Annotated in this window: 18 protein-coding genes; 10 read left to right on the top strand and 8 right to left on the bottom strand. The window is 69.5% G+C overall.

What is annotated here, in order from left to right; all coding sequences use genetic code 11:
- Positions 1-51: 51 nt before the first annotated feature.
- Complete coding sequence (locus ACGFJ2_RS41645; RefSeq protein ID WP_393477944.1) at positions 52-2,010, top strand: protein kinase; 1,959 nt, start codon at positions 52-54, stop codon at positions 2,008-2,010.
- Between the two features lie 63 nt (positions 2,011-2,073).
- On the opposite strand, the gene ACGFJ2_RS41640 is transcribed toward ACGFJ2_RS41645, so the two are convergent.
- On the bottom strand, positions 2,074-2,883 hold the full coding sequence (locus ACGFJ2_RS41640; RefSeq protein ID WP_393477941.1) for a TIGR03619 family F420-dependent LLM class oxidoreductase: 810 nt from the start codon (positions 2,881-2,883) through the stop codon (positions 2,074-2,076).
- Between the two features lie 95 nt (positions 2,884-2,978).
- On the opposite strand from ACGFJ2_RS41640, the gene ACGFJ2_RS41635 reads away from it, so the two are divergent.
- Both ACGFJ2_RS41635 and ACGFJ2_RS41630 read left to right on the top strand, forming a co-directional pair.
- Entirely contained in the window at positions 2,979-4,226 is a 1,248-nt protein-coding gene (locus tag ACGFJ2_RS41635) for an LLM class flavin-dependent oxidoreductase (RefSeq protein WP_357946481.1), read from the top strand.
- On the top strand, positions 4,223-5,092 hold the full coding sequence (locus tag ACGFJ2_RS41630; RefSeq protein WP_357946479.1) for a TIGR03619 family F420-dependent LLM class oxidoreductase: 870 nt from the start codon (positions 4,223-4,225) through the stop codon (positions 5,090-5,092). The genes ACGFJ2_RS41635 and ACGFJ2_RS41630 overlap by 4 nt, the downstream gene beginning before the upstream one ends.
- A gap of 142 nt (positions 5,093-5,234) precedes the next feature.
- Here the strand turns inward: ACGFJ2_RS41630 and ACGFJ2_RS41625 are convergent, their stop codons facing one another.
- A complete protein-coding gene (locus ACGFJ2_RS41625) occupies positions 5,235-5,900 on the bottom strand; it encodes an NADPH-dependent F420 reductase (RefSeq protein ID WP_393477938.1) in 666 nt (221 codons plus the stop codon).
- Between the two features lie 91 nt (positions 5,901-5,991).
- Here ACGFJ2_RS41625 and ACGFJ2_RS41620 point away from each other — a divergent pair, with 91 nt between their 5' ends.
- The gene (locus ACGFJ2_RS41620; RefSeq protein ID WP_393477936.1) at positions 5,992-6,357 is read left to right on the top strand and encodes a winged helix-turn-helix transcriptional regulator; all 366 of its coding nucleotides are present in this window, start codon (positions 5,992-5,994) and stop codon (positions 6,355-6,357) included.
- Here the strand turns inward: ACGFJ2_RS41620 and ACGFJ2_RS41615 are convergent.
- On the bottom strand, positions 6,352-6,978 hold the full coding sequence (locus ACGFJ2_RS41615; RefSeq protein ID WP_393477933.1) for a TetR/AcrR family transcriptional regulator: 627 nt from the start codon (positions 6,976-6,978) through the stop codon (positions 6,352-6,354). The genes ACGFJ2_RS41620 and ACGFJ2_RS41615 overlap by 6 nt on opposite strands.
- Positions 6,979-7,142: 164 nt before the next feature.
- On the opposite strand from ACGFJ2_RS41615, the gene ACGFJ2_RS41610 reads away from it, so the two are divergent.
- The 3 genes from ACGFJ2_RS41610 to ACGFJ2_RS41600 all read left to right on the top strand — a co-directional run bounded on the left by ACGFJ2_RS41610 (position 7,143) and on the right by ACGFJ2_RS41600 (position 8,930).
- Positions 7,143-7,673 carry a hypothetical protein gene (locus ACGFJ2_RS41610; RefSeq protein ID WP_358174708.1) on the top strand — a complete coding sequence of 177 codons (531 nt, stop codon included), beginning with the start codon at positions 7,143-7,145 and terminating at the stop codon, positions 7,671-7,673.
- Between the two features lie 70 nt (positions 7,674-7,743).
- Complete coding sequence (locus tag ACGFJ2_RS41605; RefSeq protein WP_358174710.1) at positions 7,744-8,556, top strand: HipA family kinase; 813 nt, start codon at positions 7,744-7,746, stop codon at positions 8,554-8,556.
- The gene (locus tag ACGFJ2_RS41600) at positions 8,553-8,930 is read left to right on the top strand and encodes a DUF3037 domain-containing protein (protein WP_393477930.1); all 378 of its coding nucleotides are present in this window, start codon (positions 8,553-8,555) and stop codon (positions 8,928-8,930) included. Before ACGFJ2_RS41605 ends, ACGFJ2_RS41600 begins: the two co-directional genes overlap by 4 nt.
- A 158-nt stretch (positions 8,931-9,088) precedes the next feature.
- Here the strand turns inward: ACGFJ2_RS41600 and ACGFJ2_RS41595 are convergent, their stop codons facing one another.
- Positions 9,089-9,598, bottom strand: a complete 510-nt coding sequence (locus ACGFJ2_RS41595; protein WP_393477927.1) for a MarR family winged helix-turn-helix transcriptional regulator — start codon at positions 9,596-9,598, stop codon at positions 9,089-9,091.
- Between the two features lie 96 nt (positions 9,599-9,694).
- Between ACGFJ2_RS41595 and ACGFJ2_RS41590 the strand changes: the two genes are divergently transcribed.
- Positions 9,695-10,366 (top strand): FMN-dependent NADH-azoreductase, encoded by a 672-nt coding sequence (locus ACGFJ2_RS41590; RefSeq protein ID WP_393477925.1) that lies wholly within the window; start codon positions 9,695-9,697, stop codon positions 10,364-10,366.
- Between the two features lie 19 nt (positions 10,367-10,385).
- Positions 10,386-11,174 (top strand): SDR family NAD(P)-dependent oxidoreductase, encoded by a 789-nt coding sequence (locus ACGFJ2_RS41585; RefSeq protein WP_393477922.1) that lies wholly within the window; start codon positions 10,386-10,388, stop codon positions 11,172-11,174.
- A gap of 218 nt (positions 11,175-11,392) precedes the next feature.
- Here the strand turns inward: ACGFJ2_RS41585 and ACGFJ2_RS41580 are convergent, their stop codons facing one another.
- The 4 genes from ACGFJ2_RS41580 to dxr all read right to left on the bottom strand — a co-directional run bounded on the left by ACGFJ2_RS41580 (position 11,393) and on the right by dxr (position 16,600).
- Entirely contained in the window at positions 11,393-12,235 is an 843-nt protein-coding gene (locus ACGFJ2_RS41580) for a GNAT family N-acetyltransferase (protein WP_357948106.1), read from the bottom strand.
- Positions 12,236-12,271: 36 nt separating this feature from the next.
- Positions 12,272-13,900, bottom strand: coding sequence for an alpha/beta hydrolase (locus tag ACGFJ2_RS41575; RefSeq protein WP_393477920.1), 1,629 nt, complete (start codon positions 13,898-13,900; stop codon positions 12,272-12,274).
- A gap of 275 nt (positions 13,901-14,175) precedes the next feature.
- Positions 14,176-15,327, bottom strand: coding sequence for a flavodoxin-dependent (E)-4-hydroxy-3-methylbut-2-enyl-diphosphate synthase (gene ispG, locus ACGFJ2_RS41570; protein WP_357946451.1), 1,152 nt, complete (start codon positions 15,325-15,327; stop codon positions 14,176-14,178).
- Positions 15,328-15,406: 79 nt separating this feature from the next.
- Entirely contained in the window at positions 15,407-16,600 is a 1,194-nt protein-coding gene (gene dxr, locus ACGFJ2_RS41565) for a 1-deoxy-D-xylulose-5-phosphate reductoisomerase (RefSeq protein ID WP_393477917.1), read from the bottom strand.
- A gap of 197 nt (positions 16,601-16,797) precedes the next feature.
- Here dxr and ACGFJ2_RS41560 point away from each other — a divergent pair, with 197 nt between their 5' ends.
- Positions 16,798-17,778, top strand: a complete 981-nt coding sequence (locus ACGFJ2_RS41560) for a trypsin-like peptidase domain-containing protein (RefSeq protein WP_393477915.1) — start codon at positions 16,798-16,800, stop codon at positions 17,776-17,778.
- Positions 17,779-17,813 lie beyond the last annotated feature (35 nt).

Raw genomic sequence — 17,813 nt, 5'->3', positions numbered from 1 at the left:
CCCGCACCAGACGTCTCACACTTGGTCGAGCGGATCAGTACCGTATGGAGCATGCTTGCCCCTCTGGCCCCTGAGGATCCTCCACGTCTGGGTGATTTCGAGCTGCTGGGCCGGCTCGGTGAGGGCGGCCAGGGGATCGTCTACCTGGCCCGCGATCCAGTTGGGCAGCGGGTGGCGGTGAAGGTGCTGATCAGGGCCGACGCCGAGGCCCGCGCCCGTCTGGCCCGCGAGCTGGCCGCGGTGGAGAGCGTGGCGCCTTTCTGCACCGCACGCGTGCTCACGGCCGTGCCGGACGGGCCGCGGCCGTACGTGGTGAGCGAGTTCGTGGACGGGCCGACGCTGGCGGAACGGGTGCACGAGCACGGCCCCCTGCACGGCGGCGAGCTGGAACGGCTGGCCGTCGGCACCACGACGGCCCTGGCCGCCATCCACGCGGCCGACGTCGTGCACCGCGACTTCAAACCGAGCAACGTGCTGCTCGGCCCGGACGGTCCCCGGGTGGTCGACTTCGGCATCGCCCGAGCGGACGGTGTCACGACCATGACCAGCGGACTCATCGGCACCCCTGCCTACCTCGCGCCCGAACAACTGAGCGGCGCCCCCGCCGCACCCGCCTCGGACGTCTTCGCCTGGGCGGGCACCATGGTCTTCGCCGCCACCGGCACCTCCCCGTTCGCCGCCGCGAGCATCGCGGACGTGCTGAACCGCATCGTCACCCACGAACCGGATCTGTCAGCGGTCCCGCCGCCGTTGCGCGACTCGATCGCCGCCGCCTTGGAGAAGGATCCTTCGCACCGGCCGGCGGCGGGCGAGCTGCTGTCCCACCTGATCGACCCGGTCTCCGGTGGCCGCGGCCGGTCGATCGTGGAGCTCACCAGCCTGGGCAGCCGCCTCGCCGCCGAACCGGCCGACGATCGGGGAACGTCGGCCGCGACCGGCGGTCGGGATCTTGCCGGGGCGGCCGGTCGTGGGGGCACCGCGGAACCCACCGGTCGTGGGGGCACCACGGGACCGGCTGGCCGTGAGGGCACCGCGGGACCGACCGGGGAGCCGGCCGCCCCGCCCTCCTCGCGGGCTCCGGTGCTCATGGGGTGGACCACTGGGCGGGGCCGCCGTGCCGCGCTCGCCGTGGCGGCGGCGCTGGTCGTGGTCGTGGTGGGGGCGCTCGCCTGGTTGCGGCCGGTCGGCGGGACGGGGTCTCAGGCGTCTTCAGGTACCGGTGAGCCGCGCTCCTCGGCCGCCTCACATCCCGACGCTTCCGCCCCCACCTCCGCCGAGCCCTCATCGGCCGCACCGTCGGGCTCACGGGAGGTCTCGCCCAGCGGGTCGGCGAGTCCGGGTGTGTCGGCGGTCCCGGGCGGGGGGCTGCGGGTGTCCGACACGTTCGGGCGCACGGTCAGCACCGGATTCGGTACGACGGACGACGGGGAGCGTCACTGGTCGGTCGGCGTTCCGGCGAGCGGCTACTCGGTGGACGGCAAGAAGGGCCGGATCACGATGCCCCCCGGAGCCGGCTCCAGCGTGTACCTGGACGGAGTGAAGGAGACCAGAACCGACCTCGGCTTCACCTTCGCCTGCGACAAGCCCCCCACCGGCGGCGGGATCTACGTGTCCGCCGTGGGACGCAGGATCCCGACAGTCGGGGGGTACCGGGCGCACGTGAGCCTGCGGCCCACCGGCAAGGTCCTGTTCCAGCTGATCCGCTCCGAGGCGGGCCGCAGTGAGATCGACCTCGCACAGCCGCTGCGGGTCCCCGGGCTGACCGCGGGCGCGGGCATCGCGATGCGGGTACGCGTCCAGGTCACCGGCACGTCGCCGACCACGATCCGCGGCAAGGTCTGGGCCATCGGCGCGCCCGAGCCGGACTGGCTGCTCTCCGTCACGGACGCGACCTCCGGGCTCCAGGTCCCGGGTGGGGCCGGCGTCCTGACCTACTTGTCCCGTACGGCCACCGACACCCCCGTCACGGTGACCGTGGACGACCTCTCCCTGACCGCAACCCCGGGGTGACGTGCCTGGTGACCTCCTGGCGCTTCCTCCCGCCCCTGAAGGATCGGGTTTCCGCGCCGCGATTCAGATGAGCCGGGCGTACTGGTCGAGCAGCGGCAGGATCTCGTCGGCCGATCCGCTGGGCAGGCTGGCCACCGACTCCTCGATGCCCAGTTCGGCGTAGTAGTCGAGCTTCTCCCTGGTCGGCAACGTCCCGAAGGGGATGACCTTGGCCATCGGCCGCCCGGCCTTGTCGCAGGCATCGCGCAGGGCGGGCAGCGCGGCCTTGATCCCCTTGCCGCCGATCGGGATCCAGCCGTCGGCCCACTCGGCGACGTGCGCGAACAGCTTCGGGCCCGCCGCGCCGCCGATGTAGACGGGCGGCTCGGAGATCGGCTTGGGCCACGACCACGACGGCTCGAACCCCTCGAACTCGGCCACCTCGTCCCGCCACAGCTTCCGCATCGCCAGGACGTTGGCCCGCGCGACCTCGCGCCGCTGGTCGTACGGCACGCCGTGGTTCTCGATCTCCTCCACGTTCCAGCCGAAGCCGACGCCGACCACCACGCGCCCGCCGGAGAGCTGGTCGAGGGTGGCGATCGCCTTGGCGGTCACGATGGGGTCGCGCTGGGCGGCGAGCAGGATGCCGGTGCCGACGACCAGCCGCTCGGTGACGGCGGCGGCGAACGACAGCGCGACGAGCGGGTCCAGCACCCGCTTGTACTCGTCGGGCAGTTCGTCCATCCCCATCGGGTGCGGTGTGCGCCGCGAGATGGGGATATGGGTGTGCTCCGGTACGTAGAGCGAGTGGAACCCGCGTTCCTCGGCCGCCTTGGCCAGATCCACGACCGGCATGCCCAGATCCGTGGTGAACATGGTGACACCAAGCCGCATACGTCTCTCCTTGACGTCAACCAAGCGATTGCTCGGCTAAGATTTCTAGAGTAGCTTGCCGGTCAGAGAAGCGCCCCGCGGAAAGAGGTCTCCCGGTGAAGTTTTCCATCTTCCTGAATCCCCAGATTCCGGGCTCCGGATACGCGGCCGAGGAGAACGCCAAGGCCAAGCGGCCCATCGGACGTGACACGGAGTCGTACCAGAAGCTGCTGCACGAGGTACGGGAGATAGCCGTCCACGCCGACCAGATCGGCTTCGACGCGCTGATGATGACCGAGCACCACTTCCACTCGGAAGGCATGGAGTTCTCGGTCAATCCCCTGATGTTCCTCACCGACCTCGCGGCCAGGACCGAACGCATCCTGCTCGCCCCGCTCGGCATGGTGCTGCCGGCCTGGGACCCCATCCGGGCGGCGGAGGACGTGGCGCTGCTCGACCAGTTCTGCAAGGGACGGCTCCGGCTGGGCGTGGCCAGGGGCTACCAGAACCGGTGGATGAACGTACTGGGCCAGCGCTGGCACGCGGCGGCCGCCCGCTCCGACGGCTCGGCCTCCGACACGCGGAACTTCGACGTCTTCGGCGAGGTGCTGAAGATCATGAAGATGGCCTGGACCCAGGAGACCATCCGCTACAAGTCCGACGTACTTGACTACGAGGTGCCCTATCCGTTCGACGGCATCGAGGGCTGGCCCGCCTTGGAGTGGACCAAGACGTTCGGCGCCCCGGGTGAGATCTCGGACGACGACAAGGTGCAGGCCGTCTCGGTCTGCCCGCGGCCGTACCAGAACCCGCATCCCGAGCTGTGGCAGCCGTTCACGATCTCCGACCGCTCGGTCATCAGGGCCGCGCAGGAGAACATCCTGCCGTGGATGTTCACCCCGAACCCCGACGACCACGCCGCCAAGGCCAAGCTCTACCAGGAGGAGTCCGCCCGGCAGGGCCGTGACTACAAGCTGGGCGAGCACACCGGCATCCTCAAGATCGTCGGTATCGCGGACACGACCGAGGAGGCGATCAACACCTTCGGCCGGAGCATCCCCAAGGACTTCGCCGCCTTCTTCGGCCCGTTCGGCTACCTGGAGGTGCTGCGGAAGAAGGAGGACGAGAAGCACAAGCCCATCTCCCCCGAGAAGGGCGACGCCAAGCGCATGAACGACGTCGAGATGGCGCTGTTCGGCACCCCCGACGACGTCAAGCGCGGCATCCAGCGGATGCTCGACCGGATGCCCGACCTGGAGTGGTTCGGCCTCTACATGCAGGGACAGCAGGGCGTGCTGCCGCTCGACACGGTCAAGCGGAACCTGGAGATGTTCGCCACCAAGGTCATTCCGGAGTTCCAGTGAGATTCTGGCTGGGAGCCTCATTCGCGGACACCGACCAGTTCCTGGAGCTGGCCAGGACGGCTGAAAGGTGTGGGTTCGACACGCTCACCCTGTCGGACCACCTCTTCTACGCCGACTTCGCGACGCCGTACCCCTATTCCAAGTCCGGCCGGCCGCGCTGGACCGCCGAGACACACTGGCCGGACGTGTGGGTGACGATCGGCGCGATGTCCGCGGTGACCACCACGCTGCGCTTCGCCCCCAACGTCTACATCGCCCCGGCGCGCGACCTGTTCACCGTGGCCAAGCAGGTGTCCACGGCGGCGGTGCTGTCGCGGGACCGCGTCACGTTCGGGGTGGGCGTCGGGTGGTGCGCGGAGGAGTTCGCCGCCACCGGCCAGGACTTCCACACGCGTGGACGGCGGCTCAACGAGATGATCCCGGTGCTCCGGGACCTCTGGACCGGCGGTACCGTCACGATCGACGGCCTGCCCGAGCTGTCCATCTCACCCACCCCCGCCGAGCCGATCCCGGTCATGGTGGGCGGCGACAGCGAGGCGGCGCTGCGCCGGGCGGCCAAGCTGGGCGACGGCTGGATCGGCAACCGCATCTACACGGAGGAGCAGCTCGACACCGTGCTCGACTCCTTACGACGGTTGCTGGACGAGAACGGCAGGACCGGGCCGTTCGAGATCATCGCCCCGCTGGCGGTGCTGCCGGACGCCGACACGTACCGGCACTTCGCCGCCAAGGGCGTCACCGGGACGATGGCCGCCCCGTGGTGGCTGGCCACCCCTGAGGAGAAGCAGCGGTACGGCGAGGGCACCCTGGAGCTCAAGATCGCCACCATGGAACGCTTCGCGGAGGAGGTCATCGCGAAGATGTGACCCCTGCCGCGGCCGGCTGTCTGTGAAAGCAAGGCCCGGCCTGCTGGAGATCTCCGAAACGGGTGAGTCGCGGTGGGGGCATCAGGGGTGAACGAGAGGGCCGCGAGGTCGAGGTCACGACCCTCTCCGGTGGTCTGCCGGCTTAGCCGACCGTCGTCTGTGCTGCTCGAAGGAGTGCCGGATCCACATCGGGAACGGCGAGCCTCGGGTTGTGACCCGCCGCGACGACCCTCATGACGAATCCGGCGGCCTCCTCCAGCTGCCGGGCGCAGTTGAGTCCACCGACCACCGCGGGCCGGGCACCAAGATCTTGGATAAGCGCCGCAGCGCGATCGAGAGCACCCGAGTCGTCGCCGCAGATCGCCACGACCGGTGCTGACTCCTGCGGACCCACGTACGGCCACGAGGCTCCCGCGAACAGGTGGAGCGCTTTCACCACGTGCGCCCCGGGAGCGGTGTGCGCCACGAGCGCCGCTGCCGAGCCGGATGTCGGCTTCAGCTCACAGGTTGTGTAGTCGACGGGGTTGGTGCAGTCGATTACGGCCTTGCCGGCCAGTGACCCCTCGGGGGCGCCGACGAGAGATAGCGCCGCCTCCAGCCCTTCCCATGGGACCGCAACCACGAGCGCGTCGACCCGGGTTGCGAGGTCCGTGGGATCGACAGCCTTCGCCGGAGGGCCGATCTGGTCGGCGGCCGCCTTGGCGTGCAGGGAGTTGCGCCCTGTCACCAGCAGCGAGTGACCGGCCGGAGCCCAGGCCCGGCCAAGCGTCACGGCCAGGTTTCCGGTCCCCAAGATTCCTATGTTCACAGCGATCTCCTCTGTCTCGAAGCTGTGCTCTTGGGACGCTACGGATGGAACTCCTACCATTTGGTAGGAGAGCGAGGCGATACTGGGTTTCGTGCTCAAGGGGTCCTGCCAGACATTCATCTCCGACTGCCAGGTGCGCGCGGCGGCCGAACTTATCAGCCACGCTTGGGATCCTGTCGTGCTCTCGGCGCTGCGCCTGGGGCCAACGCGACGCAAGGACCTGCTCACGAGGATCGCGGGAGTCAGCGACAAGGTGCTGGCTCAGGCGCTAGATCGTCTCCTGGCACGCGGGCTCGTCGTGAGAGGCAGCAGCGCCGATCAAGCGTCGATGCACACAGGCGCGGTCTACCGGCTCTCCACGCTGGGGGAATCGTTCACCAATGGGCCCCTCGCGCACCTCGCACAGTGGGCCGCCGACAACCAAGACGATCTCGTCGGCCGATCACCAACGTCATGACCATGGCGGCTTCCACCTGGTCGCATCCGCCCGGGGAACAGCCACAGGGTCGGCCGGGAGCAGTCCGCTCACTACGGCCGGGGGCAGGCCCAGCTCGGCCATGGCCAGGTCGACCAGGGACCCCGGCACCTCGTCGACCGCCCCGATGCGCACGAGGGCGGCCAGCCCGAGGTAACCGCTGTAAGCCGCCAGCACCCGCCTGCGCGCCTCCTCCTCCGGCTGGCCGAGCTCCCGCAGTACGTCCTGCATGAAGTCCAGGCGGCGTCGGCTCACCCGCCGCACCACCTCGCCGACCAGCGGATCGTCCACCTCGCTGATCAGCCGGAACGAGATCGCCGCGTTCTCCGCGTCACCGAAGGCCAGGTCCAGCAGGGTCCGCATGCGCGCCACGGGCTCGTCGAGCGACTCCAGCCGGGCGATGACCCGCTCGGTCCCGGCCTCCCAGTGCGCCAGGGCCGCCTCGACCAGTGCCCGGCGGTTGGCGAAGTGCCAGTAGAAGCTGCCCTTCGAGACGCCGAGCCGTACCGCGACGGGCTCCACCGCGACAGCGCCCAGGCCACCCTCCGCGAGCGCCGCCAGCGCGGCCCTCGCCCAGTCGTCGGGCCCCAACCGCTCCGCCACCGCACGTTTCCCTCGCTCAGCCACCCCACACCTCCCCTCGCTCGACCGCACCCCGCCGACGGACACCGTCCCGCTCCGACAGCCTGCCATACGGCGGCGTATAGTCGCCTCCATACGCAACCGTATGGAGGCCGCGAGCAGGCCCCGTGCACGAGGAGCCCCCCATGCCGACGCTGGTAGACGACTTCATCCCCCGCCCGGACGCGGCGGAACTGCACTCGATCGTGATCAACGCCTCCCGTGACCGCGTCTGGCAGGCACTCATCCACCTGGACTCGCGGGACATCCGCCTGGCCAAGCCGTTGTTCGCCATCCGGCGCCTGTTCTCCCGCTCCTCCGGTGACCGGCCGAAGCAGGAAGCGCCCCCCTTCACGCTGCTGGCCGTGGACCCGATGCGGGAGATCGTCCTGGGAACGATCGGGCAGTGGTGGCGTCTGGGCCGCGCCGAGCACGCCCCGGCGATCGGCGACGAGGACGACTTTCGCGCCTTCGACCGGCCCGGTTACGCCAAAGGGACGTTCAGCTTTCTGCTGGACGACGCGGGGCCGGGGCGCATCCGCCTGGTCACCGAGACCAGGGTGCTCGCCACCAGCCCCGACGCCCGCCGCGCATTCCTCCGCTACTGGATCGTCATCCGCCTCGGCAGCGGCCTGATCCGCCGCATCATCCTGTTCGCCATCCGGGCCCGCTCCTGATCCGCCGCACCATCCGGCGCGTGTGACGGCGGGAGGCGGAAGTGCTCTGATCGGGCGATAGCCTCGTGTCGTGCTGGATAAGATCGCGGCGACCCGTTATGTGACGCCGTTGCGCGAGGGCGGATCGTTGCCGGGCGTGGTCGAGGCGGATGATCTCGGCACCTACGTGGTGAAGTTCCGGGGAGCGGGCCAGGGCCGCCGCGTGCTCGTGGCGGAGATCATCTCGGGCGAGCTGGCCAGGCGGCTCGGACTCCGTACTCCCGAGATCAAGCTGATCGACCTCGACCCGCAGATCGCCATCCGGGAGCCCGACGAGGAGGTGCAGGACCTGCTCAAGGCGAGCACCGGCCTCAACCTGGCGATCGACTTCCTGCCCGGCTCCCTCGGGTTCGAGCCGCTGACGTGGACGCCCGACCGGATGTTCGCCTCGCGGGTGGTCTGGTTCGACGGCCTGATCCACAACGTCGACCGCAGCTGGCGCAACCCCAACCTGCTCGTCTGGCACCGCGACATCTGGCTGATCGACCATGGCGCTGCGCTCTGGTTCCACCACAACTGGCGGACCGCCGACCCGCGACGGCCGTTCGACGTGGGAGACCATGTGCTGGCGCCGTTCGCGACTCACCTTGAGGCCGCAGCGGCCGAGCTGTCCGCGAAGATCACTCCCGAGCTCCTGGAAACCGTCACCGCGCTGGTGCCCGACGAATGGCTCGACGACGAACCCGGCTTCGACTCGGCGCAGGCCGTCCGCGACGCCTATGTCGACCACCTGCTCCAGCGCGCGCGGGCACCGTACGAGTGGCTGAGACCGCCCGCCACCCCGGTCGGCGAACCCACGGGCCCGGCCTCCGTCGGCGAGTTCTGGCGGGGAGGCGACCGATGAGCAGGGACGTCTACGAGTACGCGGTGATCCGCGTGATGCCGCGCGTCGAGCGCGGCGAGCTGATCAACGCGGGCGTGCTGCTCTACTGCCAGCCGCGCGACTACCTCTGCGCGCGGGTCGATCTCGACGCGACCCGGCTGCGCGCCCTCGACCCGGCGGTGGACATCGACGGTGTACGACAGGCGCTCAGTGCCTACGAGCTGGCCTGCGGCGAGGAGGCCGGACCACTGGCCAAGGAGTCGCTCGGCGGCAGGTTCCGCTGGCTGACGGCACCGCGCAGCACGATCGTGCAGACCGGGCCGGTCCACGCCGGTCTCACCGCCGACCCGGACACCGAGCTGGCCAGACTCTTCGACAAACTGGTTCGGCCCTGACCCCAGACGGCCCTGACCCCAGACAGCCCTGACCCCAGACAGCCCTGACCCCAGACAGCCCTGACCCCAGACGGCCGCACCAGCAAGGTACACCGGACCGATATCCGTGCCTCACCGGATTTCGGGAGTGCGGCGTCGAGAATGGGCTCCGGCCACGGTCAGGCTGGGTCGGGGGCGCAGGCGGTTTCGTGTGGCCGTCCGTCCTCGACCCTCGCGATGGGCTCGCCGACGAGATGTTGTAGCGCGCTCTGCAGAGAGTTCCGCGCCGAGGGGGCGAGGTCGGCCAAGAGCCGGTCCTCGATCGCCTCTATGGCGGCGCGGGCGGCTTTGAGGGCGTGGCTGCCTTCGGTGGTGACCTCGATGATGCGGGCCCTGCGGTCGGCGGGGTCCGGCCGGCGGCGCACCAGGCCAGCGCTTTCCAGTTCGTCGAGGATAAGGACCAGCTTGCTCTTGTCGACCGATACGGCCTGGGCGAGAGCGAGCTGGGAGCTGGCAGGGGCTTCAACGATGGCCATCAAGACCGTGTAGCCCCACAGGGTCATGCCGTGCTCACGTACGGCCGCGCTCTCGGCTGTGGCCAGACCCTGCTTGAGCCGCGCGAACAGCCAGTGCAGGTCCTGGTGCAACCAGCTGCCGGGCGAGCCTTCCGGGGCGGGAGCGTTGGCCATGCCCAGCATAATACCAAACTCATATGTTCTTGACTTGCAACTATCTTGCTCTATATTGATTGGGATTCCAGACCATCTTGAATGTGAGGCAATTTTGTGACGCATCTCCTGCATCTGGACGCCAGCGGACGCAGCGACTCGTTCTCGCGCAGGCTCGGCAGGACCTTCGTGACCGGGTGGCGGGCCACCCATCCCGACGGCATCTACACCTACCGCGACCTCGTGGCGGACCCGGTGCCACCCATCGACGAGAACCGGGTCCACCTCGCCACCCAGTCATCCGTGAACGGGGTACGCGACATCGAGGCCATGGACAAGGTGGCCGCGACCGCCCCCGAACTGGCCAGGAGCTGGGCGGCCACCCGTCCGCTGGTGGAACAGCTCCTCGCGGCCGACGTCCTGCTGCTGGGCGTGCCGATGTACAACTTCACGGTGCCCGCCGCGCTCAAGGCGTGGATCGACCGCGTGACCCTGCCCTGGCTGCCGCTCAAGGGCAAGTCGGCCGTGGTGCTGAGCGCGCGCGGCGGGGGCTATGGGCCGGGCATGCCCCGCGAGCAGTTCGACTTCCAGGAGCCCTACCTGCGCGCCTACTTCTCCGTGCTCGGGCTGGACGACGTGGAGTTCGTCCATGCCGAGCTCACGCATGCCACGGTCATGCCCTTCCTCGCCCAGTTCCGCGACCAGCACGAGGCCTCCCATGCCGCGGCGCTCGACGCGGTGCACGCCCTGGCGACCCGAGCCCGCGCCGAGATCCCGTCCGCAACCTGACTCGAGAGGAAATCGCATCATGAACACAGATCTCAACGGCCGCGTGGTCCTGATCACCGGCGCGTCGACCGGCATCGGAGCCGCGACCGCCCGCGCCTTCGGGCGCGAAGGCGCCCGGGTGGCGATCACCTACCGCAACAACCCCGACAGCGCCGAGAAGGTGGCCGCTGACGTGGAGTCCTCCGGCGGGCAGGCGCACGTCGTCCGACTCGACCTCGAAGACCTGCCCACCATCGACCAAGCTGTCGCGAGCGTCATAGAGCGCTGGGGAGGTATCGACGTCCTCATCGCCAATGCCGTGCGCTGGGGCGGCGACGGCCCGCCCGACCCCAGCCTTCGCTTCGAGGACGCCCCGCTGCAGGAGTGGGACGCGATGATCGGCGCCAACCTGATCGGAACCGCGGCCACGGTCCGCGCGGTCCTGTCCAGCATGCGCGCCAAGGGCTGGGGCCGTATCGTGCTGATCTCCTCGAGCGTCGCCGAGGAGGGCCTGCCCGGCCCGGGCCCCTACGGCACCGCCAAATCGGGCCTGTACGGGCTCGCCCGTAGCCTGGCCTGGAACGGCGGCCCGGACGGGATCCTGGTCAACGTCGTGGCACCGGGCTTCACCCTGACCGACAGCCGCCCCGACATCCCGGCTTTCGTCACCGACGCCCTCGCCGCCGCCACCCCCACCCGCAGGCTCTCCCACTCCGACGACGTGGCCAACCTCATCGTCTTCCTGGGCTCGGGAGCCAACGGCAACCTCACCGGCGAGGTGATCCGGGACGGCTCCGCCGCCGCGCGCGCACCGCACATCGGCGGATAGCAGCCCCAACCCGAACACGAACGTGCTCCCCGCCCGGCCGGGCGGGCGGGGACTACCAGACGGCGGGCGAGCTGGTTGGCCACATGCGCGCCGAGGTCACGGCCGTCGAGGAGTCCCGCGGCGGCAAGGGCGAACGCGCCATTGCACTGACCGAGTCACCGTCACCCGCGGTCACACCTTGACCAGCGACTCCCAGATCCCCATCACCAGGATCATGGCTAGAACAGGACGGACATGAACGTGTCGACCTCGTGGAAGCCCACCTTCCGGTAGACCGCCCGGGCCGAGTGGTTGAAGTCGTTGACGTACAGCGAGACCACAGGGGCGAAGCAGTCCAGGGCGGCGTCCACGACCGCGGCCATCCCGGCCACCGCGTGTCCCTGGCCGCGCAACGCGGGGTCGACCCACACCCCCTGGATCTGGCAGGCATGGGGAGTGACCGCGCCGACCTCGGCCTTGAACACCACGCGGCCGTCGTCGATGCGCGCGTAGGACCTGCCGATGCGGATCAGCTCGGCAACCCTGGTCCGGTAGAGGGCGCCGCCGTCGCCGAGGTTGGGTGAGACCCCCACTTCCTCGGTGAACATCGAGACGCAGGCCGGCAGCAGCGTCTCGAACTGGTCCGGGCGGACCCGCCGGACCAGCGGGTCGGCGGGCACGGGCGACCTGCGCGAGGTGGCCATGACCGGCTGTGCCCAGCGGATCGTGCGGGCCCGGCCCCAGTACGGCTCCAGGCGTTCCCACAGCAGCGAGACCGCGTCGGCGGGACCCACGATGGACGAGCAGCGGCGGCCCTGCTTGCGGGCGCGGTCGGCGAAGGCGTGCACGGCTTCGGGACCGGCGTTGACCGGCACCATGTTTGCCCCCGCGTAGCAGAGCGAGACAAGCCCGCCGCGCGGCCCGAAGCCCCACATCTGCCCGCCCAGCCGCGCCGGATTGAGTCCGACGGTCCGCACCCGGGAGGAGACGAAGACGTTGGCGACCGGATCGAAGTCGAGCAAGGCAAGGGCTTCGTCCCGGTCGCTGTCATCGAGCACACGCGACGCCGATGTACGCAGCATCACATGGTCAGACTACGCGAACGACCACCGAATAGCTCATCTGGTGAGGAGCTCGGTGCGCCTTTCGTGACCAAGAGGACTAACGGCCGCCATATGGGCCGTGGGCTTGGGCGCCGGCAGCTTGTCACAGTTGGCGGTGTGCCGCGGCACCGTGCCGTCGACCAGGTACGCGACCAGGTGGCGGTCCACACACTGGTTCCCCGACAGCGAAGACCCGTGGTTGCCGCCCGCGTCGACGACCATGCGGGCGCTCGGGAACAGTTTGCGCATGTTCAGGGCGCCCTGGTACGGCGTCGCGGCGTCGTCCTTCGACTGGATCATCAGGATCGGAGGCAGCCGCTTGGACGCGTTGATCTTGATCGGAGTGCCGCCCGGCACGGACCAGAACGCGCACGGGGCGTTGTACCAGGCGTTGGACCAGGTGAGGAACGGCGCCTGCCGGTACACCCGGGTCATGTCCGTCCGCCACTTGTCCCAGGACCTGGGCCACTGGGCGTCGCGGCACTGCACGCTCAGGTAGATGGCGTAGCCGTTCTCCTCGTCGGCGTCCGGCTTGCCGTACTTGTTGTAGACGTCGACCAGGGCCTTCCCGTCGCCCTGCCGCACGTACCTGGACCAGGCGGCGGCCAGGTCGGGCCAGATCCGGTCGCTGTAGCCGGCCACGGTGAACGTGTCGTCGAGCTCGCTCGGGCCGACCACCCCGGCGGCCGGGCGGTCGTGCAGCCTGGAGCGCATCGCGTACCAGGCGAACGAGGTCTGGGTGAGTGAGCCGCCGAGCTTGTAGACGGCGTTGTTCTTGGCGGTCCAGGCCAGGAAGGCGCGGTGCCTGCGCTCGAAGGCCCGGTCCTGGGCCAGGTTGGCCTTGTACCAGACGCCGTCCGGGTCGACCGTGCTGTCCAGGACGAGGTGCTTGACCCGGTCGGGGAAGAGCGTGGCGTAGACGGCGCCGATGTAGGTGCCGTAGGAATAGCCGAGGAAGCTGATCTGCGACTCGCCGAGGGCCGCGCGGATGCTGTCCATGTCGCGGGCGGTGTTCTCGGTGGTGAGGTGGGGCAGCAGCCAGGCGTACAGGTCGCCGCATCGGCTGGCGTATTCGCTGGCCCTGCCGAGCAGCACCTTCTCGTCTGCCTCATCGCGCGGCACCGCGTCGGGCCTGGGCGGGGCGTAGTAGACGGCGGGGTCGACGCAGTGCATGGCGGGCTCGCTGTTGCCCACGCCGCGCGGGTCGAAGCCGATGATGTCGTAACGGTCGGCGGCCTTCTGCGAGAGCGTCGCCGACACGTACTCGGCCAGCGACCGGCCCGAGGCGCCCGGCCCGCCGGGGTTGACCAGCAGCGGGCCCAGATAGTCGCCGCCGTCGCGCGACACTTTGGCCTTGATCCGGTTGAGCGCCAGCGTGATCGACTGCCCTGTCGGCTCGTTGTAGTCGAGCGGCACCCGCACGGAGGCGCACTCGACCCCGCTCACCCGAGGCGCGGACCGTCTGATGACCGTCCCAGAATCGGCCTCGTCCGTCTCCGTCTTCGATGATGACGACGCTACTGGACAGGCCCCCCAGTCCAGTCCCGAACTCAGGGCGCGCCCGGCGGCCACGGCGCTGCTCGCTCCCCCGACCACCGGCACCAGCATCGCCATCCCGACGATCACTCTTACGACCCGCTTCACACGGCCTCCCATTCGATTGGCAGACCGATGGTCTCTGAGTAACCGAGTCATGACGCTGGGTATGGAAGAACGCTTACCATTCTGTAATCGCCCAATTGCCCGCCGTAATCCACTCCCGGGCGGCCGGGGTGCCCGGTTTGCCCCGCCACTGGCCAAGAGTGCGCACGTCACGGCGGCGCGCCACCTCCACCGGAGGAGCGTGCCCCTGGACAGAGCTCAGCCCGGTCGGCGTCTGGGGCCGACCGGGCTGAGCCGTAAAAAATATGAGTTTTAAATCAGCCGACGACAACCTCAGGCTCGCCGTCGAGTGCGATGCCCATCGAGTCGGCGATGCGCAGGGCCTCGTCGATCAGGGTCTCAACGATCTGCGACTCCGGGACCGTCTTCACGACCTCGCCCTTGACGAAGATCTGCCCCTTGCCGTTGCCCGAGGCCACGCCCAGGTCGGCCTCGCGGGCCTCCCCCGGCCCGTTGACGACACAGCCCATCACGGCCACCCGCAGCGGCACCTTCAGCCCCTCGAGCCCCGCCTGCACCTGCTCCGCCAGCGTGTAGACGTCGACCTGCGCCCGCCCGCACGACGGGCACGAGACGATCTCCAGCCCGCGCTCCCGCAGCCCGAGCGACTCCAGGATCTGCGTGCCGACCTTGACCTCCTCGACCGGCGGCGCCGACAGCGAGACGCGGATGGTGTCGCCGATGCCCTCCGCCAGCAGCGCGCCGAACGCGACCGCCGACTTGATGGTGCCCTGGAAGGCCGGACCGGCCTCGGTCACGCCCAGGTGCAGCGGGTAGTCGCACTGGGCGGCCAGCAGCCGGTACGCGTTGATCATGACGACGGGGTCGTTGTGCTTGACCGAGATCTTGATGTCGCGGAACCCGTGCTCCTCGAACAGCGAGCACTCCCACAGCGCCGACTCGGTCAGCGCCTCCGGGGTCGCCTTGCCGTACTTCTGCAGCAACCGGGGGTCGAGCGAGCCGGCGTTGACGCCGATGCGGATCGGCACGCCGTGATCGGCCGCGGCCCGCGCGATCTCGCCCACCTTGTCATCAAATTTCTTGATGTTGCCGGGGTTGACGCGCACCGCCGCGCAGCCCGCCTCGATGGCCGCGAACACGTACTTCGGCTGGAAGTGAATGTCGGCGATGACCGGAATCTGTGACTTGCGGGCGATGACGGGCAGCGCGTCGGCGTCGTCCTGCGACGGCACGGCCACCCGCACGATCTGGCAACCCGAGGCGGTCAGCTCGGCGATCTGCTGCAAGGTGGCGTTGATGTCGGCGGTCACCGTGGTGGTCATCGACTGCACGGAGACCGGCGCGTCGCCACCGACCGGGACGCCGCCGACCATGATCTGGCGGGAGTGCCGGCGTTGGGCGAGCGGCTTGGGACGGACCGTGGGGATGCCGAGTGCTACAGAAGACATTTCAACCCTTGAGTTTCGGTAACGGTATCCAGTGTAGGTAGCCCGTGGGACTGCCGGGCTGTGAGCTCCGTCCCAGGTCTCATCCGCCGGCCGCGCCCCGTACGAACTCGCTCGCGCGGGTGCGAGCCCAGGCGTCGGCGGCGAGCACCTCCTCGACCGAGTCCGCCGGGGTCACCCGGTGCTCTTCGACGACCTTGGCGACCGTGTCGACGATAGCCGGGAACCGCAGCCCGCCACCGATGAACGCCTCCAGGCATGCCTCGTTGGCCGCGTTGTAGACGGCGGGCGCGGTGCCGCCCTCGGTGCCGACATGCCTGGCCAGCGCGACGGCGGGGAAGGCATCGTCGTCGAGCGGCTCGAAGGTCCACTCCTGGGACCGGGTCCAGTCGATGGGGGCCGCGGCGCCCGCGATCCGCTCGGGGTGGCCGAGCGCGAGCGCGATGGGCAGCCGCATGTCGGGCGGGCTGGCCTGGGCGATGGTGGAGCCGTCGATGTACTCGACCATGGAGTGGATGATCGACTGAGGGTGCACCACGACCTCGATCCGGTCGAAGCCGATGTCGAACAGCAGGTGCGCCTCAATGACCTCCAGGCCCTTGTTGACCAGGGTGGCCGAGTTGATGGTGATCATGGGACCCATGGACCAGGTGGGGTGCGCGAGGGCCATCTCAGGCGTGACGTCGAACAGGTCGGCGCGCTTGCGCCCCCTGAACGGCCCGCCGCTCGCGGTGATGACCAGCCGCTTGACCGCCTCGGGCCGGTGACCGTCGGGACCACTGGCCCACAGGCACTGCTGGACGGCCGAGTGCTCGGAGTCGACGGGCAGGATCTGCCCCGGCGCGGCCAGCCGCTTGACCAGCGGCCCGCCGATGATCAGTGACTCCTTGTTGGCCAGGGCGAGTGTCCGGCCCGCCTTCAGCGCGACCAGCGTGGAGGTCAGGCCGAGCGCGCCGGTGATGCCGTTGAGCACCGTGTCGCACGGCCACGCCGCCGCCTCCGCGACCCCTTCGGGGCCCGCGAGCACCACCGGGCTCGCGCCGCGCGCCGCGAGCGCCTCCTTCAGCGCCGGTACGGCGTCGGCATCGGCCACGGCCACCACCTCGGCGCCGTGCTCGGCCGCCTGCTCGGCCAGCAGCTCGACCTTCCCGCCACCGGCCGCGAGCCCGGCGACCCTGAACCTGCCCGGATCGGTGCCGATGACATCTAGTGCCTGGGTGCCGACCGAGCCGGTGGACCCGAGGACGACGACGGAGCGGAGGGTGTCTGCGTGCACCCGTCCATTGTCCCCGCTGCCGGAAGCGACCCGGCACGCGGCTCCCTCGTCCCTGAATATGGCAACGCCTGTGACTCCAGATATTCCAGTACATTAACGCCCAAATATCCCCATATCCGTATGAGCAAATCCTGAGAAATCGGGATATTGGGGCCGCTACCTTCCAACCTCAGATCCGGGATTTCGGGAGGTACGTAATGCACCGCAGAGTCGCTCTGCTTTCCATCCTCACCCTCACCGCCGGGGGCGCCCTGCTCCCGGCCGGGCTGGCGCAGGCCCAGTCGGGGCCCAAGCCCGCCCAGAAGGCGGCCGCCGACTCCACCTCCGAGCAGCAGACCGTCCTGCGGTACTGGACCCCGCAGAAGATGGAGGCGGCCCAGCCGCTCGACGCCCCCGCGCCCAAGAAGCAGGCCAAGCCGGCCATGAGCGCCCCCGGCGAGCCCACCACGATCCCGCCCACCAGCGCGCCGGGCAATGTCGCACAGGCCGCCAACAGCGGCGGCTCGGCCTGGACGCGCGGCGGCGCGATCACGAAGACGACCGGCCGCGTCTTCTTCACCTACCAGGGACGCAACGCCTCTTGCTCCGGCTCGGCCGTGACCAGCGCCAACAAGAGCGTGGTACTCACCGCGGGCCACTGCGTCAAGATGGGCGGCGCCTTCCACACCAACTGGGTGTTCGTCCCCGGATACGACAACGGCAGCCGCCCGAACGGCACCTGGGCGGCCACCAGGCTGCTGACCACCCCGCAGTGGAACGCCGGCGAGGACATCGACTTCGATGTCGCCGCCGCCGTGGTGGCGCCGCTGCAGGGCAAGGCGCTGACCGACGTCGTGGGCGGCCAGGGCGTGGCGTTCAACCAGGCGCGGCGCCAGCAGATGTACGCCTTCGGCTACCCGGCGGCGGCCCCGTACGACGGCTCGAAGCTGACCTACTGCAGCGGCCGCGCGTTCGACGATTTCCTGATGTCCAAGGATCAGGGTTTGACCTGCGACATGACTGGTGGTTCGAGCGGCGGTCCATGGTTCCAGAATTTCAATGAAACGACCGGCCTCGGCACGCAAAACTCCGTCAACAGCTTCAAATACAACTTCGCCGCTAAATGGATGTTCGGCCCTTATTTCGGGTCAGAGGCCCAAGCCGTCTACCAAGCCGCCCAGAGCACCAACGCCCCCTGAAGCCGTTCACCGAAAGTAGTCACAAGAACACATCT

Source organism: Nonomuraea sp. NPDC049028, assembly GCF_043197735.1.
Classification (GTDB): Bacteria; Actinomycetota; Actinomycetes; order Streptosporangiales; family Streptosporangiaceae; genus Nonomuraea.
This window is presented reverse-complemented; position numbering and strand designations above follow the sequence as displayed.

Coding starts and splice junctions, on each gene's coding strand:
- ACGFJ2_RS41645 (WP_393477944.1), top strand. CDS start 52: ATGCTTGCCCCTCTGGCCCCTGAGGATCCTCCACGTCTGGGTGATTTC.
- ACGFJ2_RS41585 (WP_393477922.1), top strand. CDS start 10,386: ATGAACACAGATCTCAACGGCCGCGTGGTCCTGATCACCGGCGCGTCG.
- ACGFJ2_RS41595 (WP_393477927.1), bottom strand. CDS start 9,598: ATGGCCAACGCTCCCGCCCCGGAAGGCTCGCCCGGCAGCTGGTTGCAC.
- ACGFJ2_RS41640 (WP_393477941.1), bottom strand. CDS start 2,883: ATGCGGCTTGGTGTCACCATGTTCACCACGGATCTGGGCATGCCGGTC.
- ACGFJ2_RS41560 (WP_393477915.1), top strand. CDS start 16,798: ATGCACCGCAGAGTCGCTCTGCTTTCCATCCTCACCCTCACCGCCGGG.
- ACGFJ2_RS41610 (WP_358174708.1), top strand. CDS start 7,143: ATGCCGACGCTGGTAGACGACTTCATCCCCCGCCCGGACGCGGCGGAA.
- ispG (WP_357946451.1), bottom strand. CDS start 15,327: ATGTCTTCTGTAGCACTCGGCATCCCCACGGTCCGTCCCAAGCCGCTC.
- ACGFJ2_RS41600 (WP_393477930.1), top strand. CDS start 8,553: ATGAGCAGGGACGTCTACGAGTACGCGGTGATCCGCGTGATGCCGCGC.
- ACGFJ2_RS41580 (WP_357948106.1), bottom strand. CDS start 12,235: ATGCTGCGTACATCGGCGTCGCGTGTGCTCGATGACAGCGACCGGGAC.